Origin of the sequence: Nocardia sp. CA-290969 (assembly GCF_050936135.1) — a bacterium.
In the GTDB taxonomy this organism is placed as follows: Bacteria; Actinomycetota; Actinomycetes; order Mycobacteriales; family Mycobacteriaceae; genus Nocardia.
In genome coordinates this window covers 7643323-7668981 of record NZ_JBNJNJ010000001.1, presented here as the reverse complement: position 1 = coordinate 7668981, position 25659 = coordinate 7643323, and the positions used below count along the sequence as shown (strand labels likewise).

The 25659-nt window shown below is 66.8% G+C and carries 1 protein-coding gene (only partly in view); it reads left to right on the top strand.

The window, feature by feature from the left end:
• Window positions 1-25659, top strand: partial view of a toxin glutamine deamidase domain-containing protein gene (locus ACQEVO_RS35030; RefSeq protein ID WP_432921711.1) — the 3' portion only. Its footprint begins 1968 nt before the window's first position; 25659 of the gene's 27627 nt are visible here — the last part of the coding sequence; its start codon lies beyond the left edge, outside the window; it ends in the stop codon at window positions 25657-25659.

Below are 25659 nucleotides of genomic sequence, written 5' to 3'. Positions count from 1 at the left end.
CAGGCGATGCTGGCGACAATGGAGTTCATCCGCCGCGGCACGATCAGTGACGCGATCCCCGGCGGAATGGTCCTGCGGGTCGAGCAGGCGGAAGCGGTGTTCGCACTGGCTTCGCGTCCGGTGGAAATGAAACCGGGCGAGGGCAAATCGCTGGTGTTCACGGCCGCGGCAATCCAGCGCGCGGTGCGCCACGAGTCGGTGCTCCTGGTGACCACGACCGATGGGCTCGCCAATCGCGAAGTGGTCAGGTACGAGAAGCTGCTGGCCGGCTCCGGGATCGACGTGTTCCGGGCCGATCAGCACAGTGGCTTCGGGCCGATCACCGAGGGACGACCGGCGATCGTGGTCGCGACCGGCGAGACGGTCGGGCATTTGACCAATGCCGGCCACCGGCCACCACGGCATGTGCTGATCGATGAGATCGACGGCATCATCGACCGCGGTGAACGCCAGTTCCTCCGCTCCGAAGGTGCCGAGCAGGCCGCGCCGGAGGCGACCGCCCAGCAGGTTTTCGCCGCGCACGACTTCCTCACCGACGCGCTGGCAAAGGGGACGCTGTCGCACAAGGATTTCGGTCTCACGCGTATCGCGGAGGAAATCGGCGTACGTCCCGACGGCCGGCCGGAGGTCCAGTTCTGGTACGACGGCCAACCGGAGCTGACGCCGGAAGGGCGGGCAAAGGTCGAGACGCTGCCCGGCGGGAAAGACTGGCTGGACGGAATGGGAGCTTCTCGGCTGGAGACCGCGGCCCACGCCGAATTCCTCGTCCGCTCCGGTGTCCACTACGAAATGGACTCGGGCAAGATCGTCATCATCGATCAGGCCGAGCACGGCCTGCAACGCAACCCGAAGACCTCGAGCGAATCCCGCTGGAGCGCGGAACCCGGTAAGGCGAGTCTCGCCCAGGCCATCGAGGCCAAGGAGACCCGCGTTGCCGAGGCCCGCGGGCTGAGCGCCGAGGAGCACCAGGTCGTCGTGCGCGCGGATGCGGAATCCGCCAAACGAATCGATTCGGTCGAAATCTACCGTGCCGGAGGCGAGTTCTTCGACGAAGTGACCGGCGCATCGGGCACCCTCGCCGATCTCAATCCGGTGCTGCAGAAGGTCTACGGCCTGGAACCGGCGTACGAGGTCGGACGGTCGCAGATGCAACGGCTGTGGGAGGGCGCCCCCGACGTGGTCGAGAGCACCCACGCCAAACTACGCGCCATCGCCGACTACGCGAACGAGATGCGAGCAGATGGCGGGGGCCGGTTCCAGCAGATCCTGTGTCATCGCAACGATCTGGTCGCCCGGCAGGTGGACGAACTGGTCCGCGCGGGGGTGCCCCGCGAGGCGATCGAAGCCGTCGATGCCCGGCGGATCATCGGGTGGGGTGCCGACTGGGAAGCCCAGTTGCAGAAGGTTTTCGACGACGCCGGTGAGCAGGGCAAAATCCTGGTGATCAACCGGCAGGGTCAGCGCGGTGTCGATATCTCGGTCTCCGATGCCGTGCAGGACCAGGGCGGCATGCACGTGTGGATGACCGAAGCCCCGGAGCAGTCCTACATTCACGAGCAGGCCAAGAATCGCACCGCCCGCAACGGCGACCGCGGCAGCGCGCAGGTGGTGATGTCGCCCCAGGACGAACTGATCCGTAATGCCATGCACCTGCGCGGCGTCCGTGAAGCGGTGGTCCACTACGAACAAGCCGTAGCCGCGCACACCGCCGATCCCACCCCCCGGACCCACGAGGCGGTCGTCGAGGCGAGCCACTCCATCCGTGAACTGGCACCCGAACTACAACAGCGCGCGCTGCGGCATTCCACCGCGGAGTTCATCCGGCACCACGCGTACTCCACCGCCCAGCCCCTCCTGACCCTCGCCGAGGCCGAGACCGGGCACTACCGCGCCGATACCGACTTCTTCCGCCCGGACGAGCCGGCGGACCGGGCAGCACGCCTGGCCGGTTTGCTGGGGATCCCGGCTCCGGCTGTCGAGGACCGGATTGCCGTACTCCAACGCGAGGGTGCCCTCGACCCGTATCGCGAGCTGCTGGAGCGGTCCGGTATCGCGCCCGCCGCGGCAGAGGCGCTGCGGCAACATGTCGAGGCGACCGCCCCCGCGGCGACACTGCAACGTGCACTTTTCACGGACGAACAGGCACTGGACCATCTGGCACCGTTGCGGGACCAGCTCGCCGACGAACTCGGGGAGCCGATCGCGGATATCGAGGGCGCCGAAGGTATGCGCGTTCTCGACCCTGCACTGACCGAAGCAAGGAACATTCTCGCCGCAGCTCTCGGTTACCCCGCTGCGTCCATCACCCCCGCCATCGCCCGCGACATTCTCGGCGAAATGGTCGGCGATCACCTGACCACCACGAATACCGGACCGGCCGATACGCGCAACGACACCGCGCCGGCCGCGCGGGATTCCGGGCCGGCGAGCCCCGGCACCCAGGATGCGGCGGCGCGTGGTCCCGGCCCGGCGGGCCGGGACACCCCGGATGCCGCCGCGCCGGATTCCGGGCCGGCGAGCCGGCACACTCGTGAGGCGGCTGCCCAGGCCCGGGATGCCGGGGAAACGGCAGCCGAGGACATCGCTGCCGCCGCGTCACGCTATCTGGCCCTCTCGGCCCTGCTCGATACCGTCGTGCAGATCCACCGCCGCAGCCCCAACAGTTGTGTAAACAACGCCGTGACCGGGATGCGCGTGCTGTGTCCCGGCAACGCCGGCCGTTTCCGAATGCCTGACGCCACGCTGCAGGGCCACGACCGCGAGACCGTTCGCGACATCTTCGGCGCCGGTCTGGCGCAGGCCGGTTCGCTGGACGCGGTGGTCGAATCGCTGAAGTCCCGGCCCGGTGGAATCACCGTCCTGGTCTACAAATGGAAAGACACCCGGGCTGCGGGCACCAGTGTCGAAGCCGACGACCATATGGTGCTGCTGGTCAACGACAGCACCTCGGCCGACGAACCGAACCTGGTCGTCGTCGACCTGGCCGCATCACCGGACCGGCACACCGATACCGACTACGGCCCCCAGGATCTCCGAAACCGCCGGACACTACTGAACAAAGCCACCGCATTCGACGATTGGCACCGCGAGCAGCAGGTATACCTGAACCGACTACCTGCGGACAAGCAGCAGTTCGAAACCATCGAATTCGACCGGGACGGCAACCTCGTCACCGGCTCCCGCGCAGAAGCCCCCGACGCCGAGCGGCTGCCAACATCCCAGCAACCCCCCGTCTCCGCGGACACAGTGGCCGATATCGAATCGGCGTTCGCGGGGCTGCCGGGCTTGGACGAGGCGAGGCCGGTCCGGTCGGGAGCCGCCGGAGATATATCGAACAATGCGCACCGTCGCGCCGCCGGCATCGGCAGCAGGCCGACCAACACCGATCCGTCGTCACCAGATACCCGAAAGCAATACACCGTCCGGGAGAGCGATGCGGCACAGGGACCCTCCGGCAGGGAAGGTGAAAGGGCGCGTACCCGCGATATCTCAGCGGAACGTCACCGCCTCGAGGAACTGCTGAACGAGTCGTTCGGCTGGTTGGACTCCGACGGCGTCGACATCGCGGTCATCCTCATGTCGGAACTGATCGCGAACTCCCTGGCCGATACCGATGGCAAGGTCGAGGTAGTCATCACCCAGACCGACACCGCGACAGAACGTAAACTTCGCTTCGAAGTCCGCGACGAGAGCACGTATACACCCGAGATCGGCAGTTTGCCGGACGAATTCGCCGAACGCGGCCGCGGCCTGCCCATGATGGCGATCGCCGCCGACGCCGCCGGCATCACCACATTCGAAGATGGCTCGGGAAAATCCTCCTGGTTCGAAATACACCGGCTGCGTCCCGCAGGCGGTCTGTCCGTGCCCACCGAACCCGAGCGCCGGGAACTTGTTGTGCGGTATCGCCCTGGTGAGCCCCAGGCATACTCTCCGGCTGCGGCCGAAGTGTGGGATTGGCTGGCTCGGCAACTGTCCGGCTGGCCCGCCGCACGCATCGATGACGCCGGTCTGACCCTCGCCCATACGGTGGAGCACGCGCTGCGCACCACCAGTGCCGACGTCCGAGTGGTACTGGAGGTTACCGGAAAACCGGGATCCCGCCAGCTTCGTCTCGGTGTCCACGACAGCGGAACCGATCTACCGGCCGACTCCGTGCTGGCGGACTCGGTGCACGGCCGTCTCGACGTGCGGCTCGCCGGCAACGGCTCGGTCTGGAGCCGAGAGGTCTCCTTCCGCGTTGTCGAGACACCCTCGCTGCCACAATGGCTGACCGAAGCGCTCGCCTCGATCCACCACGTCCCGCTGAGCGCAGACGGTGAGCCCGCGATCGCGGTCCGTTTCCGGTACTTCGCGCGGCTCGCCGAGGTCCTCGCCCCGCTGCGCACCGGGCCTGCCCCACCTCATATCGCCCAGGACCAGATCGACCAGCAGCTTCGCCACACCGGGCGAAGGAATCACAGTCGCCTGCATTCCGGCCAGGACAACGTCGAACCGGCGTATGTGGTGGTGAATTCTGGTGACGAATCGACCGAGCTGTCGATCTACCCGTTCTGGGACCAGGATTTCCGCGACGGTCTGCGTGGGTTGAACCTCACCGGGCGCGGCGACGAGGTTGTTCCGCTCGCCGACTTCGCCCAGGCGATCACGGAGCAGCGCGGCACGACGTTCACCTCGGACGAGGAAGCCCGAGCCTTCGGGGACCGGCATTCCCCCGACAGCGACGACCATCGCCGGCTCGCCGATCTGTACATCACCGAGGGTCCGGCGATCAACAGGTACCTGCGCGGCGATCCGAATTGGCACCGGCGCACACTGAAGATCAAGACGACCGGCGAGATGGACCGCCTGGTGGGCGAGATCGATGCGCTGATGCAACCGCTGCCGCAGTCGATCTGGATCACACGCCGTGTCGACCCGGTTCTCGTGCGAGATCTGCGATCCGGCGACGTGTGGCCGCAGCCCGCATACACCAGCGGCGCGACAGGTCCGGAGTCATCCGCCTATTTCACTCACCTCACTGGAGTTCTGCGGATACTGGTGCCCCGTGGTACTCCCGTATGGTTCGTCACCAACGGTGGAAAACCCGAGATCGTCGTGGGCCGGGGGCAGAATCTGGCGGTCCGCCGAGCGAATTCGAACGGCGACATCGTGCATATCACCGGGGACCTGGCACCTTCCCTGACGGCAACCGGCACCGACGCGCGAGTCGATGCCGAGGTTCGGCGGGCGGCCCGCAACTCACCGCTGCGCGGCGGGAACACCACGCCCCGCTGTGCGCTCGCCGAACTCACCTACGCCGCGGACCGGCTCGCGGAACTCGTGCCGGATCGACAGAGTTCCCCGGTTCGCCTGCCCGATGCCGAAACGGCCCGGATCATGGAGTTGTTCGGCATCGGCGGCCGGGAGTTCGCCGAGTACGCCGGCGGCAGATACCGCGAGTACGCGTCCCCCGATCCGGAGACCGAACCGCTGAAGCCGTTGCTCGACAACCTCGAGAACCCGGCCGATCCGACTACTCTCGCCCTGCTCACCGTCGAACCTCCCGCCTCCAGCGACGATCGGCTGGACGGTCATGTTCTGACTCTCGGTGTCGACGAGAACGGCGAACTCTGGGTACACGAAGTCCGGCGCAACGCGGACGACACCGTGGTTCTCGGACCCGCAGGCGATGTTGTCGATCTCGTCTACCGCGGCGCGGACGCACACGCCCGCCTCACGCAGCTACAGGAACCGGACGAGCAGCGGCAACGGCGCGTCTTCCATGCGATCACCTACGACAACAACGGCCGAGCCGAGCAACCTCTTCACCGCGGCGACGAATGGACCAACGCCGTGTGGGAGCGGGAACCGGGCCCGAGAACACGCCTCGGACAGGATCGATCCGAGACAAACCCCTACCGTGCGCAGCGGGAATCTGCGGAGACCACGTTTCCGGTCGCCCGTGTCCGAGCTCGTCTCGCAGAACTCCGGGCGGCCGAGCAGGCCGATACTCCCGCGACCGACCGGATCCGGCAGTTGACCGAATTCGAGAATGCGGTCACCGAAGTAGAAAGAGCGGCCGCAGCGATGGCGCGCACCCGCGCTGCGGCCGACGCCGAAGCCCGGCGGCAAGCGGCACTTGCCACCGTCAGCTCCATCGCGGCAACGGTGGAAGCTGTGGCGCGCGGCGCCGCCGGTCGCGACGAGGCCGTCCGGATGCTCGACGGACGCGACGGCGCGGTCATCGGTCAAGTGCACCTGGTGTATGCCACGCTGTTCGAGCACATGCGGGATGCCGCGCAGGATATGGACGCGGTCGAGGAAACCCGTGAAGGAGAATTCGAGCGGTCCGGCCGGCAGTACAAAGCCCTGGTGGAGCTGGTCGATTGGCTCGATGCGCTGATCAGCCTGCTCGAGCACGCATCACCGAAAGACCGCGCGCAGCAGTACGAGACACTGATAGCCGGCCTTCGCCACGACCCGCACGCCCTCAATCCGTCTCCACTGCAATCCTGGCTGATACAGGAGTCGGCCGGTAGCGTGGACCGCTCGACCGAGCTGGAACGGCAGGCCGCTGCCGCCGAAGAACGCCATCGAGACGCCCTTGCCGCTGTCGGTGAACTCGACCGCCGGCTGATCCCCACCGATCCGCCCGGTGCGCGACCGGGGGACGCCATCGGGAGTAGACCACATGACCCGAACCTGCGCACGGCGCTCGTCGTCGAGGGGCTGAATTCCGGTGTGGTGCGCAGCGAACCGTTGCCGGGGGCGGGTGGGGTCACGGTCGAGCGAGTGAGTTTCGGCAACGGTTACGAGTGCATCCGGGAGACCTACGAGGATACCGAGGAGGCGGCGAAACAGTGGCTGCTATCGGAAATCGGCGGCGCCATGGGCGCGCCCGTCGCCGGCATCTACCCGGACTCCGACGACAGCGCGGTGCTGTATCGCGAGATCGTTCCCGCGCGCACGGCCAATACTGTCCTGCCGCAGAAATCGGCGCGAGCATACGATCTCGGATTGATCGACGAAGATCCGGCGGATGCGATGCGCGTGGCGCTCGGTCCTGTCGATCGCGGGTATCTGGATTCGCCGTCTGGTGAGCTGCTGGGACTGTTGGACGCGGTCACCGGGACCCGGCGCGGCGCGCTCCACTGGAGTATCGGTGCCGATCACGAGGTCACCGGTGGTCGCGCGGCAATCGACTCCGAAGCTGCCGCGCCGAGCCCGTTCGCTGCCAAGTTCACCCGGATCGTCGACGACCGCGCGCTCTGGCGGGACCATTCGATCCCGCGGTCGGCGATAACCGCGATGCGGGAACGGGTGGCCCGGCTGGCGCCACGGATAGAGATCTTCTTCAGCGCGCAGCAGGACGCGTTGTCCGGCATCCACCAGCGAGTGCTCACCGAGCTGACTCGTGCGGAGCGGCACTCGCTACACACACCGGACGAGGCGGCACACGTCCGCGGAGTGAGCGCTGACGCGCAGGCCAAGGCACGGTTGGTCGAAGAGTTCAGTCTCGACCATCCGTACTTCACCCTCAGCGGCTTCGACCACCCCCGGGTGCCCGTCGACGCGGTCCGGGAAATTCTCGAGACGCTGGCCGACCTGCTCACCCGGTACCGGTACGCGCCCGGTTCGGCCACGCACATGACCGATATTCGCGGTCTGGCCATCGATTTCCTCAGCTCCGAACAGATCCACGCCGAGATGTCGGAACAGGCGGGCAACACCCGGGCCGGATGGATGCAGCTGAACCTATCCCGAGTGGCCGACCGGGCTCGGGCGCTGAAAGACGATGCAACAGACCGCGATATCGGCTTTCATCCGAGCAGCGGACGGCCCTATCGCGACGATGTGATCCACGAATTCGCACACGCGATCGACGTTGCCGCCGGCCAACGGCTCAACCGGGAAGTCGAGCACACGCTGCGACAAGCCTGGGCCGACCTGTTCATCGCCCGCCTGATCACCGAACCGTTCGAGCAATGGCTACAGCGCCTACCGGCGGCGGCCTTCACCGACCCGGCGAAGGACACACTCGACCCGGCCGAGGCGATCGCGGTCGGCTTCGCCGATGTCGAGATCAACGGTCCCGTCGTCGGCAGCCCGCAATGGGTTATCCACCACTTCGTCACCACCCTCGGTCCGCCCGAAATCACCCCCGACTTGGTGGTGAACCTTACTTCCGGCACCGGGAAACCGGGCAGTACGCGCGATCGGACCGGCGCCGGGAACGACAGCATCGGCAGCAGGCCGGACAGCATCGGCAGCAGGCCGGCGCAGCGAGACCCGGACGGTCGTTCGCTGCTGCGGCGGCTCCGGGAACGCCGGGCCGCACGAACGGAGGAGCAGAAGAACCTCACGAAATTCGCGCTCTGGTCCGGCGTTGCCGGCTCCGGCAGCGCCGGCGCGGCGACGTATCTGATCAACGCCGTCCAGCAGACGTCCGGTTCGGTCGAGCTGACCGCCACCGCCAATGCGCTGATGAGCGCCGCGGCACTGGCGGCCACGCTGCCGGGCGGCATGCTGGTCGACCGCGATGCGCGTAAGTGGATGATGCGGGCGGGGCTGCTCAGTTCGGCGGCCGCCGGCGGCGCGGCCTTGTATACCGGGTTCGGTCTGCCCGGCACCGTCGAGGCACTCATCGCCTCGGGGACCGTCATGGCGGCAACCGGCGCGGTGTACAACGCCGGCGTTCAGGCTTACGGTCCCTCCCTCATCAGCACCCCGGAGGGGCGGAAAGCCGCTGACACCCTGATGATGATCGACCGTCATTCCAGCGGTATGGTCGGCAGATTCACTTGGCCGATCATGACCGGCATTTCCGCTGCCACACCGTTATGGGCGACCACGGCAACGGGTTTGGCGAATTGGCGGTCGCTGCGGGGCTTGCCCGATACGAGCCCGGAAAAGGACGAACAACCTTCGATGCGCGAGGTGGCGCGCACGATGTGGAACGACCGATACATGCGCTACTACCAGGGGTTGCTCATTCCCTGGGGCATCGGCGGCAGCGCTATCTGGGTGCAGCTGGCAGCGTTGATGGACGAGGCGAATTATTCGCCGCAGAGTATCGGAATGGTGGCGGCCGCCGCGGGAGTCGGCGCATTGGGCGGCGCGGCGCTGAAGGCGTGGAAATCCTTCCGAGAATGGATCAAAGACCGAACCCTGGGACTCACCTTCGGTAGCTGGATGCTGCAGGCGGGCACCCTGACGGCCACCGACAATCAGTGGGCAATCGCGGGCTCCGTAGCGGCGACCGGCGCCACGGTCATGCTCAACAATATCGATTTCGCCTACTACCTGCGTAATCTCACCGGCGACGGACTCGGGCAGGGATGGTCGATCACCAACACAGTCAACCAGGTCAGTGCCATCGCCGGCTCCGCACTGGTGATCCCGGCCGTAGCGACCTTCGGCCGCACCGGTGCCGGCCTGGCCACCGCCGGTATGTTCGCCGGCGCGACCGCCGCCGCGCTCGCATTGGAAAACGGTGTGCGCCAACAGTGGTGGGAAGAACTACGCGACGACTGCCTCGACCGGACCGCCCGAATCCTGCACGGGCTGGGTAAGGACGACGCCACCGCGCCCCGCGGCAGGAAACGAAACTACAAAGCACTCGAAAAATACACCAAGGGCACACTCGTCGAATACCACCCCCCGACCGAAACCGCCGACAAAACAGCGGACCCGCAGGCCCCGCGCACCCCCGGTTTGTTCGGACCGCTCATCGACCAGGTCAAGAATGTGGAGCAAACCGGGGTCGACACGATCGACGTCCTGGTCGACGACGGCGGCAACACCGAGCATGTGTTCACGATCGTCAATACCGGCCCCGGCCAGGCGTTCATTCACGACACCAACATCAAGCGCGCCGACGCGAAATCATCCGGCGAGAAAAAACTCCATATTGCCCGGTGGATCGACGCCGATGAATTCACCCACCCCTACGAAACAGTCCGCCGAATCCACATCGCCCAATTCCGCAGAACCGAGGACGGCACTCTCGAAGACATCCACAAAGACCTCCCCCACCGAGACCGCGGCGAACCACCCCGGAAAAAGAGAATCGCCGGTCACCCGGAGCCCAACGCAAAACGCACCACACCCGAGGCCGAGCAGCCACGCCCCGATCCGGACCGCACCAGCGGCGATCGCAACAACACCGCGGTACCGGCTCCCACCCCGTGGCAGCAACGTATCGGTGCAGCACCCACACCCGACGGCGCCGCGCCGATGAACGGCGGCACGGGCGGACCGGAGCCCGGCAAACGCAGTGGCAAGGGGAAACCGGCCGAGGATATTCCGTCATCCCGGCCCCGGCCGGCGGGCAGCCAGGATGACCCGGCGCCGCTGACCAGGGCCGCCCGCGAAGGAGATGCTTCCGCGTTCGACGAGTTGCGGGCACGGCACCGAGCGGCCGTCCAGCGGCTGATCACGTCGGCGGTCCGGGATTCGGTCACTGCCGAGGTTCTGACCGAGGAGACCTTTGCCCAGGCCGCCCGCCAGATCGACAAGATCCCGGACCTGTCGCCGGGCACATGGTTCGATGCCATTGCCGCAGCCGTTGCCGGAAAATACAAAGAATTCATTGCTTTTCGAGAGCGCCTCGCGGCGGAATACCGGGATCGTTACGGTTCGCGGTCTTCCGAACGGGTGGCCCAGAGTATCGCGGAGTTGAGCAGGGGCGAGCTACAGGAAGCCCTCCGGCAGCTCGACGACCTACCACGCCGGACTGTGCTGTTACGCATCAAGAATCGGCACAGTGCCGACTGGGTGGCGGCCGCGCTGGACGTACCGCCCGCCCGGATTGCCCAATTGCTCGACGAAGGCTTGCGGGGGATCGCCTCCAGTGCGAGGCCCGGCACTCGCAACAACACTCGCGAAGTAGCCGCCGCACCCGGCCGACGGGATCGCGGCCGGGCGGCCCGCGAAGCAGCAATCGACCGAGCTGCCGCCGAAGCCGACGCAGAACGCCGACTCGTGGAAATGCTCCACGAGGCCGTTCCCGACCTGATCGCCGCTACGCCGGACACCCTGGATGCATGGGTGCATGGTCTGCCCGACGGCGACGCCCGGCGACTGATGTCCGCACTACACAGGACCGTCACCACCGAACTGGCGAGTTTACAGCGGGGTGAGCTACCAGCGACGGCCCGCGAGTCGGCCGGTGCCGCCCGGGTGTTGAACGTACTCGCCGCGGAGACGAGTCGCCGGCTCGCGGATGGTATTCCGCCGCACGACAGCAACTCCGGCTATGCCACGTTGTTCGACGTCGCACAATACCTGGTCGCAAATATCGATACCGCACGCTTGATCGCGGACGCCGCCGCGGCAGTACGCGGCAGTGCCGGCGCCCGGACCGACCGTCCCGGTCATGCCCTGGCTCCCGAACTACACCAGCTTGCCATGCAATTCGGACGGATGGCGCACCTCTCGGAGGAGGTCGTTGCCCGGGTTCCCTGGACCGAGCGCACCGCACTCGTGCAAGAACCCGTGGCGACCGAAGCGCACTGGGCACCGGTCCGCGCCGCGGTGTCCGCGATCGAGTGGGATCCGCGAGGCGCGGAAACCGGCTTCCGGTCGGAGGTGATCGACCGGTACCTTGTGCTGCGCGCGCAGCACGGCTTCGCGCCCGTGCTGGTGGAAACATTCCGGCTGTTGCCCGGCCAGGCCGCTACTTTCGCTCGCGCGCGCACCACGGCCGAATTGGTCGCCGCGGCCGCGCCCTACCTGCCGAACCTGCTCATGATGGCGAAATACCATCTGATCGACACGGGGGATACCGCTGCCGGCCTGGCGAGCATCGAGCGAGCGGCGCACGCCCTGGCTGCAGTGAGTGCATCGCTACCGGACGATCAGGTTCTGCGGGACGCATCCACTCGGTTGGCCCATCTGCACACGCAACTCGTCGATGCGCACACCACCGCATCGGCTTACTATCGCGCGACTTCGATGTACGAGCTCATGGTGCGCGCCTTCGGGACCGACGCCCGGACCGGGAGAACACTCGACGAGGCGACGACGCGGCTGGCCCGGTTGGCCGACGCGGCCACTGCCGAAACCGCCTACACCAGTGGCGGAAAGACCACCCTGCTGGTGGAGGCGGTTGCGGCTGCCGAACCGCAATTGTTGCAGCGCTGCCGCGATCAGCTCGCGGAAGACGCTGCGGACCAGCTGGATGTATTCGACCGTTATTTCGTGCGTGGTGAGCCGGCCGACGCGGTGGCGCTCGCGCAGGGCCGGACCCTCTCCTCGGCCGGTCGTGCTATCGGTCGGGTCGCCGCCCGGGTGGCCGGGATGCTGCCGCCGGGTACCGCAGCCCGGTACACCGACGGCGGCATCTTGCGCCGGGCCACACACGAGGACATCGCGCGGGAAAGCGGCGTACCGCGGCCGATGGTCGCGAAGATTCTCGCCGATCAACCCGTGGGCGATAGTGCCATCCGGGACGCAGTCCGGGCTGCGGCCCACAAGCTCCGATACCGGCCGATCCGCTCCGGTGTCGTCGTCGACTATTCCGATGCCGCGCCGGGCCCGCGTTCGTCGCCGGTTCCAGCGGTGAGCGCGCCGCGGCAGGCACCGGCCGCGGCGCCGCGGCGTGAACCCTCCGCGCTCTCGGTCGTGCGAGCGGCGCCACGGGCGCAGCTCGCGGAGCTCATCCCGAAGTTGCCGGAAGCGGACAGGGAAGTCGCCACCAGGGTCTTCGTCGACAAGGAGCCGGTCCGCGAACTCGCGGCGGCACTGAATCGATCGGTGGACTCACTGACCAATCACCAGCGCCGGATCGCAGTGCGCCTGAACACCTTGCTGTCGGGCAGAGAGTTGCTCATCGGCGCGGAAGCGGTAGCAGCGATCCGCGGGATCCAGGAATCCGCCCCGGAGATCCTGCGTCCGTTGGCCGAAAGCCTTTCCGAGCCGATGCGGCGGCGGTACGAACGGTTTTTCGTGCACCACGACGACGCGCGAACCACAGCCGCCGCAGCGGGCGGAAACCAGTACGCCGTCGAACAGTGGGCGCGTTCGCTGGCCGAGGAGTGGGTGGGTAAGCTCCCCCCGGACTTCGACACCGGCCCGCAGCCCGCCTCGTCCCCGTGGGCCCCCACCGATACGATCGGCGCAAGACCGGGCCGCAGCACCGGCAATCACGACAACACCGCAGCCCCGGCTCCCACCCCGTGGCAGCAGCGCAACCCCACCGATCGCGCCGATGCGCCGGAACGAACACGTGATCGTATCGGGTTGCAGCCACTGTCCACCCGGCTCGAAATGGGCAGCACGCGCGCGGCGGACGAACCTGAGTCCGGGACGGCGGCAACCCGGGATACCGGCCGGATCGGTAGCAAGCCGGTTCCCGGCGCCGACGCCGACGCACAGCGCACGTATCCGGCGGCCGCTACCTTGTATGTACCGCAGATCGGTGAACTCGCCGCGGAATTGCGCGGCCTCGGCCCGAGTTTCGCCTACATCGATGACCTGCTGCGCATCGCCGAGGGCGAACAGCACGGAAGCGATTGGATCGACAGCCCCGAATACTGGGATTGGCAGCTGAACTGGCTGCGGGAACGCAGTCCCCGCCTGAGCATGCTCGCCGCCTTCTCGGGTGCGGCGCTGGAGGCGGAAATAGTTGCCGGCCTGCCCAACGCCGGTCCGGGGCCGCTGCTCATCGAGCAGAGCCGACCGCTGACACCGAACGAAATACTGCACCTCTACAAGTACCGGACCATGCCGGTCGATACGCCGGAACAGCCCAGCGGCCCCGATAGCGCACGACGTTCCAGCACCATCGGCCGTCTCCAGCGTGAGCTCTCCCTGGACGAGATCGCGCAGTACACCTACCTTGCGATGATCGCAGCGCGACCGATACTCCAAAAGGACCGCGACCTGACCCGGCAATTCCTGACACCGGCCGAATTCGGCCATTTCGATCCCATCCCCAGAAATGGGGTGTACGGGGCGAACTATCCGGGCTGCCGAGCCCTGCCCCGGGACGAGCCTGCCTATTTCCGGGCGCGGTTCGCCGGTGACAGCCTGCTACCCGAGATCGCCTGCCGGGCGGTGTACGAACGCTTCCTGAACCATTGGATCGAGCCCTATCAACTTCGCCACGCCACCCAACTGCGCGACAGCTTCCGCGACACGTCCTCGCCGGAAGACCACATCGGCCGATGGTTCATTTCCGTCGTCGCGGAGGCACTGGCCGCACCCGCCGATGCCGCGCCCGATATCCTCGACCGCGCCCTGCGCACCCACCTCCACCGCCGCACCGGCAGGTCCGCACCGGCCGACGACGCACTGTGGCACTTCGTATCGACCACAACCGAGTTACTTGCCGGCGACTACGACTTCGGGGGCTATCTGCGGCGACGCAACCACCCGGAAACCGAGGGATTCGCACAGACGGTGCGCGAAGTCGTACTGCGGCGGCATCCACCGGCGGCGGTCGCCCGAGTGCCGTTCATCGCCGACGTCATCGGCGCAGCTCCCAGGGACCCGGACCGCCACCGCGCGACACCGATCGCGACGCGCGGGGACCCGGCCGAACCTGTACAGAGCGGCAACGACGGCGAAGGCGACGGCACTCGTAACGAACCGCCGCGGGATCTGAGCGCACTGTCCGAGGAAGCGCACGCGGCCTTCACTGCACCGGGCGCCGAATTGCGTGACCTCGGTACCGCCGATCAGATCGCCGAGCTGCTGATACGTAACGGCCTTCCTGGACAGAGCGCGGTGGTGCTCGAACTCATCGATGGTGTGGAACGCGCCAGAACGCTCGTCTACGACGGACGCCGAGTCGTGGAGGTGCGCGATCCGGACACCGATGACGGCATCATCCATGAATTCGTACCGGGGCCGGAGGCTCCCGGGCAGACGCGTGCACTGGTGTATACGCCGGTGGATCCGGCGGACCGGGCCGAGGCGGAACAGGCTTTGGGCCGACTGCTCGGCCGATACGACTCCGACAGGTTTCCTGAGCACTTCTCCGGCGATATCCCCGACCGGCCTGCCCGGGCGGCAGCGGCATTGGATTTCGATGCACCCCGCACCATCGCCGGACCGTTGCCGGAGAACGTGTGGTCGACCTTGGCGAAGCTGTATCCCCCCGAGGTGTCGAGCTCCCGGAGCGCACCGCAATCGGCCCGCACCGAGGCACTCGCGGTGTGGAGCAACCGCTACTTCTCCCGGCAGCTCGTCCCCGCGTCGGAAACACCCGCCGAGTACCTGGCTCGCCGCGCCGATACCGCGATCGCCACGTATTCGAACACCTACCGCGCCGGCGACCACGACGGCATCCACGGATGGGTGGACCAGGACGGTGTTCTCCTGTTCCAGATCGGCGCGGCGGAGGGCACGCCGTCCGGCCAACAGATGTTCCGGGACATGATGTCCGAGATCGGGCCCCATGTGCGCGCGATCCGCGCTCCGTGGTCGGCGGGCGACAGCCACACCGACAACATCGACACCTTCAACGCGTACCTGCAGGATCTCCAGCTCTCCCCCGAAGATGCCGCCCGCCGGACTTTCACCGGCAAGATGGCCGGTGCGCTGGGGTTCACCGAGGTGACCGTCAACCACCTGCTGGGTCCATACGGTGAACACAGCATCGTCGACGTGACATTTTCCGAACCCGGCCACCCACCCACTGTGGCAGGCCGGTCGGCCGACGTATCAGCGCCGGAACCCGGGCCCAGCGCGACGCCGTGGTCGGCGCCGCAGCGCGACCCGATGTCCCGCGAAGGGGCCGCCGGCGAACCCGCGTCGAAGCCGCAGCGCCCGGATGCGACGGTCGCCTACATCGAGGGTTTCACCGCACGAACCGGAATCACGGTTCACGGCGTCGACGAATCGATACCGATCAGCGTGGCGCGGCGATTCTTCGGGACGATCGAAGAGGAGATCGCGCTCGTCGAACGGTTCCGCCCCGATCTCCGGCTCCCACTGAAGAATATTTCTGTTTCCGACCTGGGCGAGTCCAGGCTTGCCGATGCCCGGGCTCGGACCATGAATGTGAACTACCGCAAGCTGACCCGTACAGGTCTGGAGGCATGGATCTCGCAGGAGACCGATTTCCGGTCGGGCGGCCGGCACAAGTTGCTGGAAGCCCTGGCCAAGCACGAACTCCACCATGTGTTCCACAATATCGATGATCGATTCGTCGGAATCCGGATCAATCGACTGCTGACAGAGGCATACCGGCATTTCGCCGATCGCGGTCTGGTGACCGATTCCTACCCGGATTGGCTGTCCCAGCTGAGCCGCTACGCCCGGTCCGTCGACGGGACCGCGCGTGCGGACCTGGTCAGCGAAATAGAAGTTTGGGCAGAGGCGTCCGTCCAGGCCGACTACGAGAATCCGGCCGATCCGACCCATCCGGCCTATGTTGTGGACGCGGTGCGGTGGGGAATCACCTACCAGGAGCTCGGCGACTGGGCGGCCCGGATCGAGGACGGGGCCGGACCGGCGCACCAGCGGGAACCGTACCGCGCGCCGTGGGAGTCACGATTCGTCGCCGGTCCGGATACCGAAGCTACGATCCCTCCCCCGGCCGATGTCGAACCGTCCGGTATCCGAGAACCCGTGAACCCGCACGCCGGGGCTCGACAGGACGGGCAGCCGAAGCCGGGGCATCGGCCGCACGCCGGTGACTCCGACGCCTCCGTTCCGGGGGGCGCGCCCGGGACGTCTGTTCGGGAGGCACCACCGACGCAACTGCTCCTCAGTGGTCCGGAATCCGTGGCCGAGGCACGGAGACATGTCCGAGACCTGTTGCAGGACTGGCCGGCCGCACAGGCGGAAACCGCTGGATGGCTGGCGTCGGAATACGGCACCAGATTCGTCGATGCCGGACACGGGGGCATACTGTTGGTCCGGGTGACCGGCAATCCGGGCGCTCGGGTGCTGCGTGTCGAAGCAGCCGGCCGTGTGGCGGAGTCGGCATCGGTGACCCGCGAAGGTGAGTCGGTGTCCGGCGAGACGGCGCTCGAGTTGCTGAAAGCCCGGTCGCAGCGGTCGGGCAGAACGGTCTCGGGTGATTACGAGGCGCTCTGGTTCGAACTCGACGAGGCCGCGCCCATAGCCGAGGTACCGTCGGTCTCCTCCTCCGGTCCACGCCCCGCTGGAGGTCCTGGCCCGCGCCCCGGGCCGATCGCTTTCCACGAAGTCGACCGCGCCGACGCACTCGGCCTCCCGGTGCGTCGTGGACGCAAGTCCTTCGCCGGCCGGCCCGATCTCGATCTGGCCCTGGGCTTCCACCACGACGAGAACGGACGCGAATGGGACGGCGGCGGAGGGCCGCACGGTGGCAAGAGGCCCACACCCGTTGATGCGGGCGGTCGGCCGATAGCCCAATCGCGCGAGCCGGCGCCCAGCGCGCGGCGGGCCTTGGAACGCTCCGAGGAGCAGGCCGCCGAAGTGGCCGCCGAGGCGTTGCGGCGAGCGGATGAGCTCGGTATCGACCTCACGCACCTGTATCGGGAAGACACCGACCGAATCGCCCACGGAATCCGGCAGCTGACCGAAATCCAGACCCGCCGGCTGGATGCCGTCCTGCGACGTCGCGTTCTCGATCGCGTAGCGGGCCAGGTGCTCGCCGACGATGCGGCAGTTGTCGCGGTCCACAACACCTTCGATCTGGTACGCGGCCATATCGATGCGTGGCGCAGATATGTCGACGAGGTACGTGTGGCACTGGCGGTGCTGGCGGCCGACGATGTCCTGGCAGCGGCGGGAGCGCGCAGACTCGAACGCGGTATCGGGCTCTTCCACGGCAGCGACGGTTCCCTGCGGATCGTGGTGGCCTCACCGCTGCGGGATCAGCAGGAGCTCCTCGGCGCGGTGGCTCCCGCGGTGCGGGAGATGGCGGCGGTGGACGGTATTCCGATCGACCATTGGCATGTGCAGGTCGGCCGGGACGGCCGGGTAACCGTCGAAACGATTTCCGGCGTCCACGACGAGCCGGAATCGGGCCTGAAGTACTACCTCGATCCGGACGACATCGCGTGGATGAAGGATCTTGTCGACGAACGGCCGTTCGAAGAGAAGGTGGCCGAAGCGGAAGCATCCGGTGTCGCCGGACGCAGGGTTCTCAAACACGATTCCGGCGACTCGACGATGTCGGAACAAGTTGTGCTCCTCACCTATCCCAACGGCTTCCGGGTTATCGAGAAGACCGTCCGCGATATCGACCAGGCCGACGCCGAGGAACTGGGAAACCTGATCTCCCGGCTGGCCGGCTCCCCCGCTCCACCGCTGCTGCGGCGGGACGCGCGCGGGCTCGCTCTGCTGATCGGCTATGTGCCCGACGTAATCGATTACCCCATGGATATTTCCTCCGTGCGGAGGTTCAAGCACACGCCGGGCTGGCGGCGGCTGGTACTGGCGGAGCAACTCCTTCGGACGTGGGACCGTTTCGAAGGTGAGAACCTGGGCGTCGACCACGGTGTGCATCTGGTACCGATCGATTTCAGCAACTCCTTCCTGCAACCGGAACTCGATTTTCCGATCGCAAAACTGTTCGACGGAACCCTCTTCTTTCCGCCGGAGGAACTGGATTCGGTCCGGGAAGCGATCATGGAGGCGAAGGCGGCGTTCGAGCGGATAGACCGGCAATCCTGGTATGCGGACGTTGTCTCCCATTTCGTGCGGTTCCAGAACTCTCTGGAACCGCCGGAACCGCCGCGCACCACGCTCGCCGGCACCGTGCGTCTGCTCGAAGAGCTCCGCGACGACGTTGCGTACCGGTTCGGCGTCCGCCCCGAACAGGACACTCCGCAGGGTTGGCGGGCAGTTGTCGCCGATCTGCGGGCCGACCCCTTTTTCCGGCGCGACGACCGCATGCTGCGCCAGATCGACATCCTGGACGGCTTCGTCGAGTTGCATCTGCACGGGCAGCTGTTGCAGGTCCGGGCCGACGAACTCGACGACGACGCCTGGCCGGGCCTCCTCGACGCCTACCTCGAGGGCCTGGCGCAGCGCCTCGCCGATCTGACGGACGGCACCACCTATCCGCTGCCGAACGGCGAGACCGATGCGCAATGGCAGGCACGTTTCGACCGCGAGATCGCGGCGTCCGGCCGGCATGGCGACGGACAGCCGGAGGCGTCCATCGGGTCGCGGCCGCACGATCCACAGGCATCTCGCTCCTCCGCCGAGCCTGCTACCGCCATCGGCTCCGGTCGGCACAGCGCCGAGACCGGTGCGGATACGTCATACGATTCGCACCCGGCGAATCCACCGGCCGGCTCTCCGGAAAGCGCGGACCGTGCTCGCGCGGAGTTCGCCCGGGCGGTCGGCCTCGAGCCCGCTGAACTGGAAAGCCAGGAATACCTGTGGCAGGCGCTGAACCTGTTCCACAACGAGTGGCGGGCCATGCCCGAGGAGGCCCGATCCGCCGCGGCCGGCCGCACCGAAATCGAGCAACTCCCCGCCTGGATCGGGCTTCGGATCAGATTCGACCGGGAACTGCGCGAGGCCATGGCCGGGGGAATCACCGAAGACGAGCGCACATCGTTGTACCGCAGACAACAGGTCGCGGACGGACGGCTCTACCACCTGCTCGGATTGGACGAACCGGCCTACTACTGGCACGAATCGTCCGGCGACGCACCGCTGGCGGACCTGCGGGATCTGGGCGCGCGCAGGAAACAGACGACGGGTGAACCCTCCGCGATCACTGCCCTGGCCGACCTTGCCGGGCGTTTCCTGGATACGAACTCGCCCCGGCACCGAGGTGCGGACCCACTTCTGGACCTGATCCGCGAGTCCAATCCGTTGAGAGGCGATGGCGACCAGGAGCAGGGGAACTGCGCCGATTGCGCTCTCGTCACGGATTTGAATCTGGGTGGCGGGAACTACATCGCGGCGTCCGGCCCGGGCTGGTCCGGCTTCGTTTTCCAGGGCGACCGATTGCGCGCACCATTCCTCGATACCCGATACGCCACGCAGTTCCGCCGGGTGACCGACCGATCCGAGCTGGAGCGGGAGCTGATCGCGGGCGGTCACCTTGCCCGCGGCATGCTCGCATACCTCCCCGCCACCCATAACCACGACGGACACATCCTCAACGTGGTCAACGACCACGGTTTCATCCGCTATCTGGACAGCCAGGCGGGACGCGACCGGACGACCGAAAGTCGCTGGCAGATGGAACACCAGAAGACTCTCGAAGAAGCCGGAGAACGAGAACTCGACTATTTCTTCCTGCGGACCGACGGCGAATTCACCGGGCTCGGGGGCAGTACCCGCGGCCAGACCAAGGCACTCGCCGCCGAAAGCGGTCTGGAATTCCCAGGCCATACGATTGCCGGTCTGATCGGTCGCCGCGGCGGGAAGTATCAATGGCCGGGCCTCACCGAGGACTTACCCGGCCTCATGGCACTGGCCGACGAGATCTCCTACAACAAGTGGCTGGCCGGCAAGCTCAACGAGGCGTTGGGGACGGACCTACGGTGGGCGGAGGAGTTCCGGGCCCACGTCGGCGCCAACACGGCGCAGATCCGCCGATGGCATACGGAGCTCGTCGAAGCCGAGGGCCGGATCCGCCGGCTGGTCGGTGGCTCCGCACGGCGGATCATCGACGGTGCGGTGGTGGGGTGGGACTACGGTCTCCAGCTCAACACGGTGTCGGGAAAAGAGGCCGAACGGCGTATCCGGTACCTGCGGGCGGGACAGGACCACCGGCTGACGAGATTCACCCCGCGGATGCTGGACTGGCTCGACGGATACCGTGACCGCGGCCGGCATCCGAATCCGTCGCTGGCCTATGCGACCGAATGGATGCTCGAGGCGAACCTCGGGGGTATCGCCGCCCCGTACGGCACGATCACCAAGGCCCAGGCCGAATGGACCGATCTGCCGCCGGTGGCCGAACTCTGGCATGACCTCGACCGGTATCCGCACCCGGATCCTCAGCGTGCCCTGCACCCTGTGAAAGACACCGTGTTCTCCTGGTCATGGCGTTACAACCGCGTGTTCTGGACAGCCGGGCCCACTGTGCAGTTGCGCACCGCCGAGCTGCCGGACGATGCGGTGGTGCGGGGCTGGTGGATTCACCGGGAGCAATACGTCCTGGTCATCGACGAGAACGCCGGCCGGGAACAAATCCGCACCGCGCTCGACGCGCACCTGCGCGGTTTCATCGCGGAGTACGTCCCCCGCCAGCCACCACCGGGCACCACGGTGCGCGGCAACCTGATCACCGTAGGCGCGGGGAGCGGCGGGATCCTCGCGGGAACCGGAGTGTCGGCCGCCCTCGATATCGGGTTCCTGCCCTGGCCGGTGGCCGGCATGCTGATCGGCGGCGTCGTGCGCCAGGGCTTCGGAATGGTTACCGAATATGCGGCGGCCAACCGGAAAATGCAGCGCACGATGCTGGCCGAGCTCTACGACGCCGCGACCGCAGGTGGTATGGCGCCGGTCGCGCGGAAGATCTCCGCCGACCAGTACCGGACCGCACAGCTGCTGAACCCGGTCGCGGAAGCACTGGGCCGCAGCCCATTGCGGTACAGCCCGCCCGAGGAAACCGTACAGCTTTCCGATGAGCAACGAGCCGACCTGGGGCAACGGGCGGAGAACCTGATGCGTGGGTTCCGGCGCGCGGTGGAAGAGGGAACCTGGCAGCTGCTGGTGCCGGCGTCGATGGCGGAGTCGCGCTGGTTGAAGCTGCACCTGCAGCCGTTGCGGGGCACCGCGCTGCCGGAGGAGGAAGGCAGATTCGTCTTCCCACTGGTCGGCAACCGGTTCATGAAGCAGGTGAGCGTGTCCTACCGAATCGAGGTCGGCGCGGTGGAGAAAACGCACATCACCTTCCACAACACCGGCAAAATCAACGAATTCGACCTCACAATCAACGTTTCACCGAACCTGTACTACCGCACCGACGAACAACTGGCGCAGACGTTTCTCACGGAACTGGATAAATCGTTGTCCACCGTCGGTAGCGCGTATGCCCATATTCCCGGCGTGGGATCCCGGATAAAACAACCGGGAATCATCAACGGCGCCCTCTATGCGCCGACCACCGTGGCCCTCTCGACCGCGCTGGGTGTCGAACCCCTGGCCGCGGCGATGATCCTGGGCCGAGCCGGTGGTGAATTCGGCGCGATACCCGGCGAGCTGATGAACGAATCGGCATGCGAATACCATATGAAAAACGTTTTCTACGCCATGCAGCAACGGATGCAGTACGACACCTCCACCGGGCTGGGGATCGTTCTGGGCTGGAAAGCGATCGAACTGCTCCAAACCCAGTACGAACTGCAGCGAGAGGTTCTGGCTCCGTTCGGAGTCTCGGCGGACGCCGAATCGGCGAATATGCTCACCGCCGGTGAGGACGTCCTCGACGTGGTGACCGGCATGGTCCGAGAGTGGGCCGAGCAACACGACGAGATCCGCGCTTTCGACAGCGAAAACCTCGGTACAACCGAACGGCCCGAGGTAGCCGGTGTCGAAGTGAAGGAGGTGGCGGCCGGCGCCGGCGATGCGCTGCTGGCGACCATCCGCACGACCTTGCAGGACGGCCGTCCGCTGGTCCTGTATGCCGCGATCTCGGTCAACAGCAACCGGGAGTACCACCTGCCACTGGTGTACATCGCCGGTGCCGACTACCGCCGCGGATTGGCATTCGGCCGAGGAGTGCGGTGGGAGCAGCACCGGGAACGGCTCGTCGAGATCCGGCTGCCGGCACAGTGGCGACGGCAGGTATCGGAGACCGAGCTGGCGAAACTACGCCGCACCCTCGACGATCTACTCGCTCGTGAGCGAGTGATGCACGGAGTGCCGGTAGCGCAGCTGGTGCAACGGGGCGCGTTACGCGCCCTCGGTCAGGATGTGACTCCCGGCCTGATCGCCTTGTCCGGCGGCGATCCCGCGATCGCCCTCCAGGCACTCACGAACGGTGCGATCACCGTGGCCAATGACGGCCTCGGCGTGATCGTCAACGCGGCCGACGAGCAACGCACTGTGAACAACCGGGCGGGTGCCTTCCAGCCCGGGCCCACCGCCCGCGCGGTCAGCGATGCCTGGGAACGCTCGCTCCTGCAGACCTACGACGACATCCGTGGTGCCGTGGCCCGGCTGCGACAGCGGGCCGGTGCACATCCGGACGAACCGCGGTCGCGCGACCTCGCCGACAAATGGGCCGGCCTCGCCGCGACCCTCGCCCGGTCGCCGTGGGAACAGGTCGACGCCGCCTTGGCTGTGCTGGAACAAGCGGTGGCCGACGACGAGTACGCCGAAGAACTGATCCGCCTGGGCACCTCGGGTGTCGTCCAGCTGAATATCGCGCGCCCCGGCAAATTGCCACCGCGCCGGGAGATCGTGCAGATCGTACCCGGCATTCCGGGCGCCGGTACCGTGGTGCGGCCGAATCCCGACGCATACGCCGACGTGGATACCTACATCGTGTACGACCCCGCCGAGCCCGATACGCTGCGCCGGCTGCTCACCGATTGGTTCGCGGTATGGCATGGATCGCCGCTCGGCGAGGTGTCCGCCCGCGGACGCGGATCCGACGCGGCGGTGGCGGAGGGCAGCGCCGCCTCGAACCGGGCACTCGCCGGTCGCGGCGAAGGCGGATACGGCACCGCGGACCTGGCATATCTCGGCGCCGGTACGGTCAACGGCCTGGGCCAGGCCTGGGTCGACCGGCAGTTCGCCGACAAGGCGACGCATGCCGACCGGTTGTTCCAGGCCCTGATGCACCGCGATATCGTGACGGCCACCAAACCGCTCGAACTCATCATGAACTGGCTCCGCGGCGAAAAAGAGCGGCTGTTCCGGGAACTGGTGGCCGATATCGTCACCGGTGACGAGCAGGCCGGAATCGCCGTATCCGATCACCGGCGGGCCGTACTCGACAGCCTTCGGCAGACTCCGGACCAGGACACCGCGGAGCAGCCGCACCGTGCACCACGGGGAATCGCACGGGCGGGAACTGCCGACCGGTCCCTGCAACCGCGACCGGAGTTCTTCCCCGGCCGCGATTCATGGCAGGAACGTGTGCGCGGGTTTGCCGAGCACGGAGCTCGGGCACTCGGCGGACAGTTGGGAATGCGGACCGAAGAGGTACGCACGATGCTCGATGCGGCAATGGCGCGTACGCGCCTGCTCACCGAGCACGAGGTGGATCCCGCAGAACAGCGGCTGCCCGAGGAAGAGCGCCTGCGATTGGAGCCGTACGTCGGTGAATCACTTGTCGACTGGGCTACGACGACGATCTGGCTGGCACCGCAGCGGACCGACAGCATGGCGGCCGCCTGGGTCCGGCAGGTACTGCGGCTGCAGCGGGGTTCGCCGGTGGATGAGCAGACCCGGACCGGAGACTCGGCTCTCGAGGTGGCGGCACGCCGGGAAGAGGAAGTTGCCGAGCACCTGGCGCCCTGGCTGAGCCATATCGTGCAGCTGTTCGGTGACGAAGCGTCGGAATCTCTCCGCAACACACACAAACAGTCTCCCGGCCGGGTAGCGACGGAGCATATTCGCGAACGGCTGGGTGAGCTACCGAAGTATGCGGAAAATTTCGAGGCGGATATGACGCAGCGCCGCCCGCCGGTGGAGCTCGATCTGCGGACGATCGGAAGTCGCCCGCCGCGGAAGCCCGCCGACGGCGCCCCGCAGCAGCGGATGCCGCGGGTCCTACGTCCGGTTGGAGCCTACCGTCATCTGGGCGGCACCGAAGGAGTCCGGATGACACCGGAGGAGGCCGGCGCACTGCGGGAGATGGCGGTCCGGGACGGCCGGACCATGCGGGGCAATTACAAAGACGTCTACCTGTTCGGCGACTTCGCGGTTCTGATCCACCGGGAAAACAACGATCTGCCAATGGACTTCGTGCTGTGGCCGCACGAGCACCGTACGCTGCAGGCGATCGCTCAGGCGATACCGGACGATATCGATTCTCCCTTTCAGCAGGTGCTGTATGCCGAACTGGACGAACGGGGCCGTACGGTCTTCGAAATCCAGCGCCGCATCCACGGTGAGCCCGTGCATACTCTGACCGGCCGGGACATGGCGGAAGCGGTGCTCGCCATTCACGGCCTGCTCGGCCGGGTCACGGTACCCCAGGAGCTGCTGCCGCTGCCCGATAACTACCCCGAGGACTCGGTCGGCTTCTTCCGCATGCTGACCGAACATTACGAGCAGCGCTACCACTATCTCCGCACAATTCCCGTGTACCGTGCGATGTTCGACAGGATGGGCTTCCCCGAGCGGCTGACGGCAGGGTTGGAGGTGTTTGTTCCCGTCATCAGATCTCAGCGGTTCCGGCTCCTGCACGGGGATCAGACGAAGGGTAATTTCATCCGGACTCCCCTCGGCGCGATCAAAATCGTCGACCCCGGCCTCATGGTCTATGGTCCCGCCGATTACGAAGCGGCGATCCTCTGGCAGCGCGACCCGGGCAGCGGCGGCCATATGGACAACATTCCCCTTCGTCTCCAGCCGTGGATCGCACTACTCAACATGTCCCGCATGTTCACCGACACGGTTCGTCTCGTGGACGAGGCGAAGACCGCTACTCCCTCCGGGGACCGGATGTACGCAGCAGCCTGGTACGTGAACAGTGTCCTCGGCGAAGTCCAGGTCAACTGGCACGGCCGTGTCCATACGATGCTGACCGTGACCGAACTCGTCGATCTCGCGACCGAAGTCGTGGGGCGGCACACACCCCGCGACCGCTGA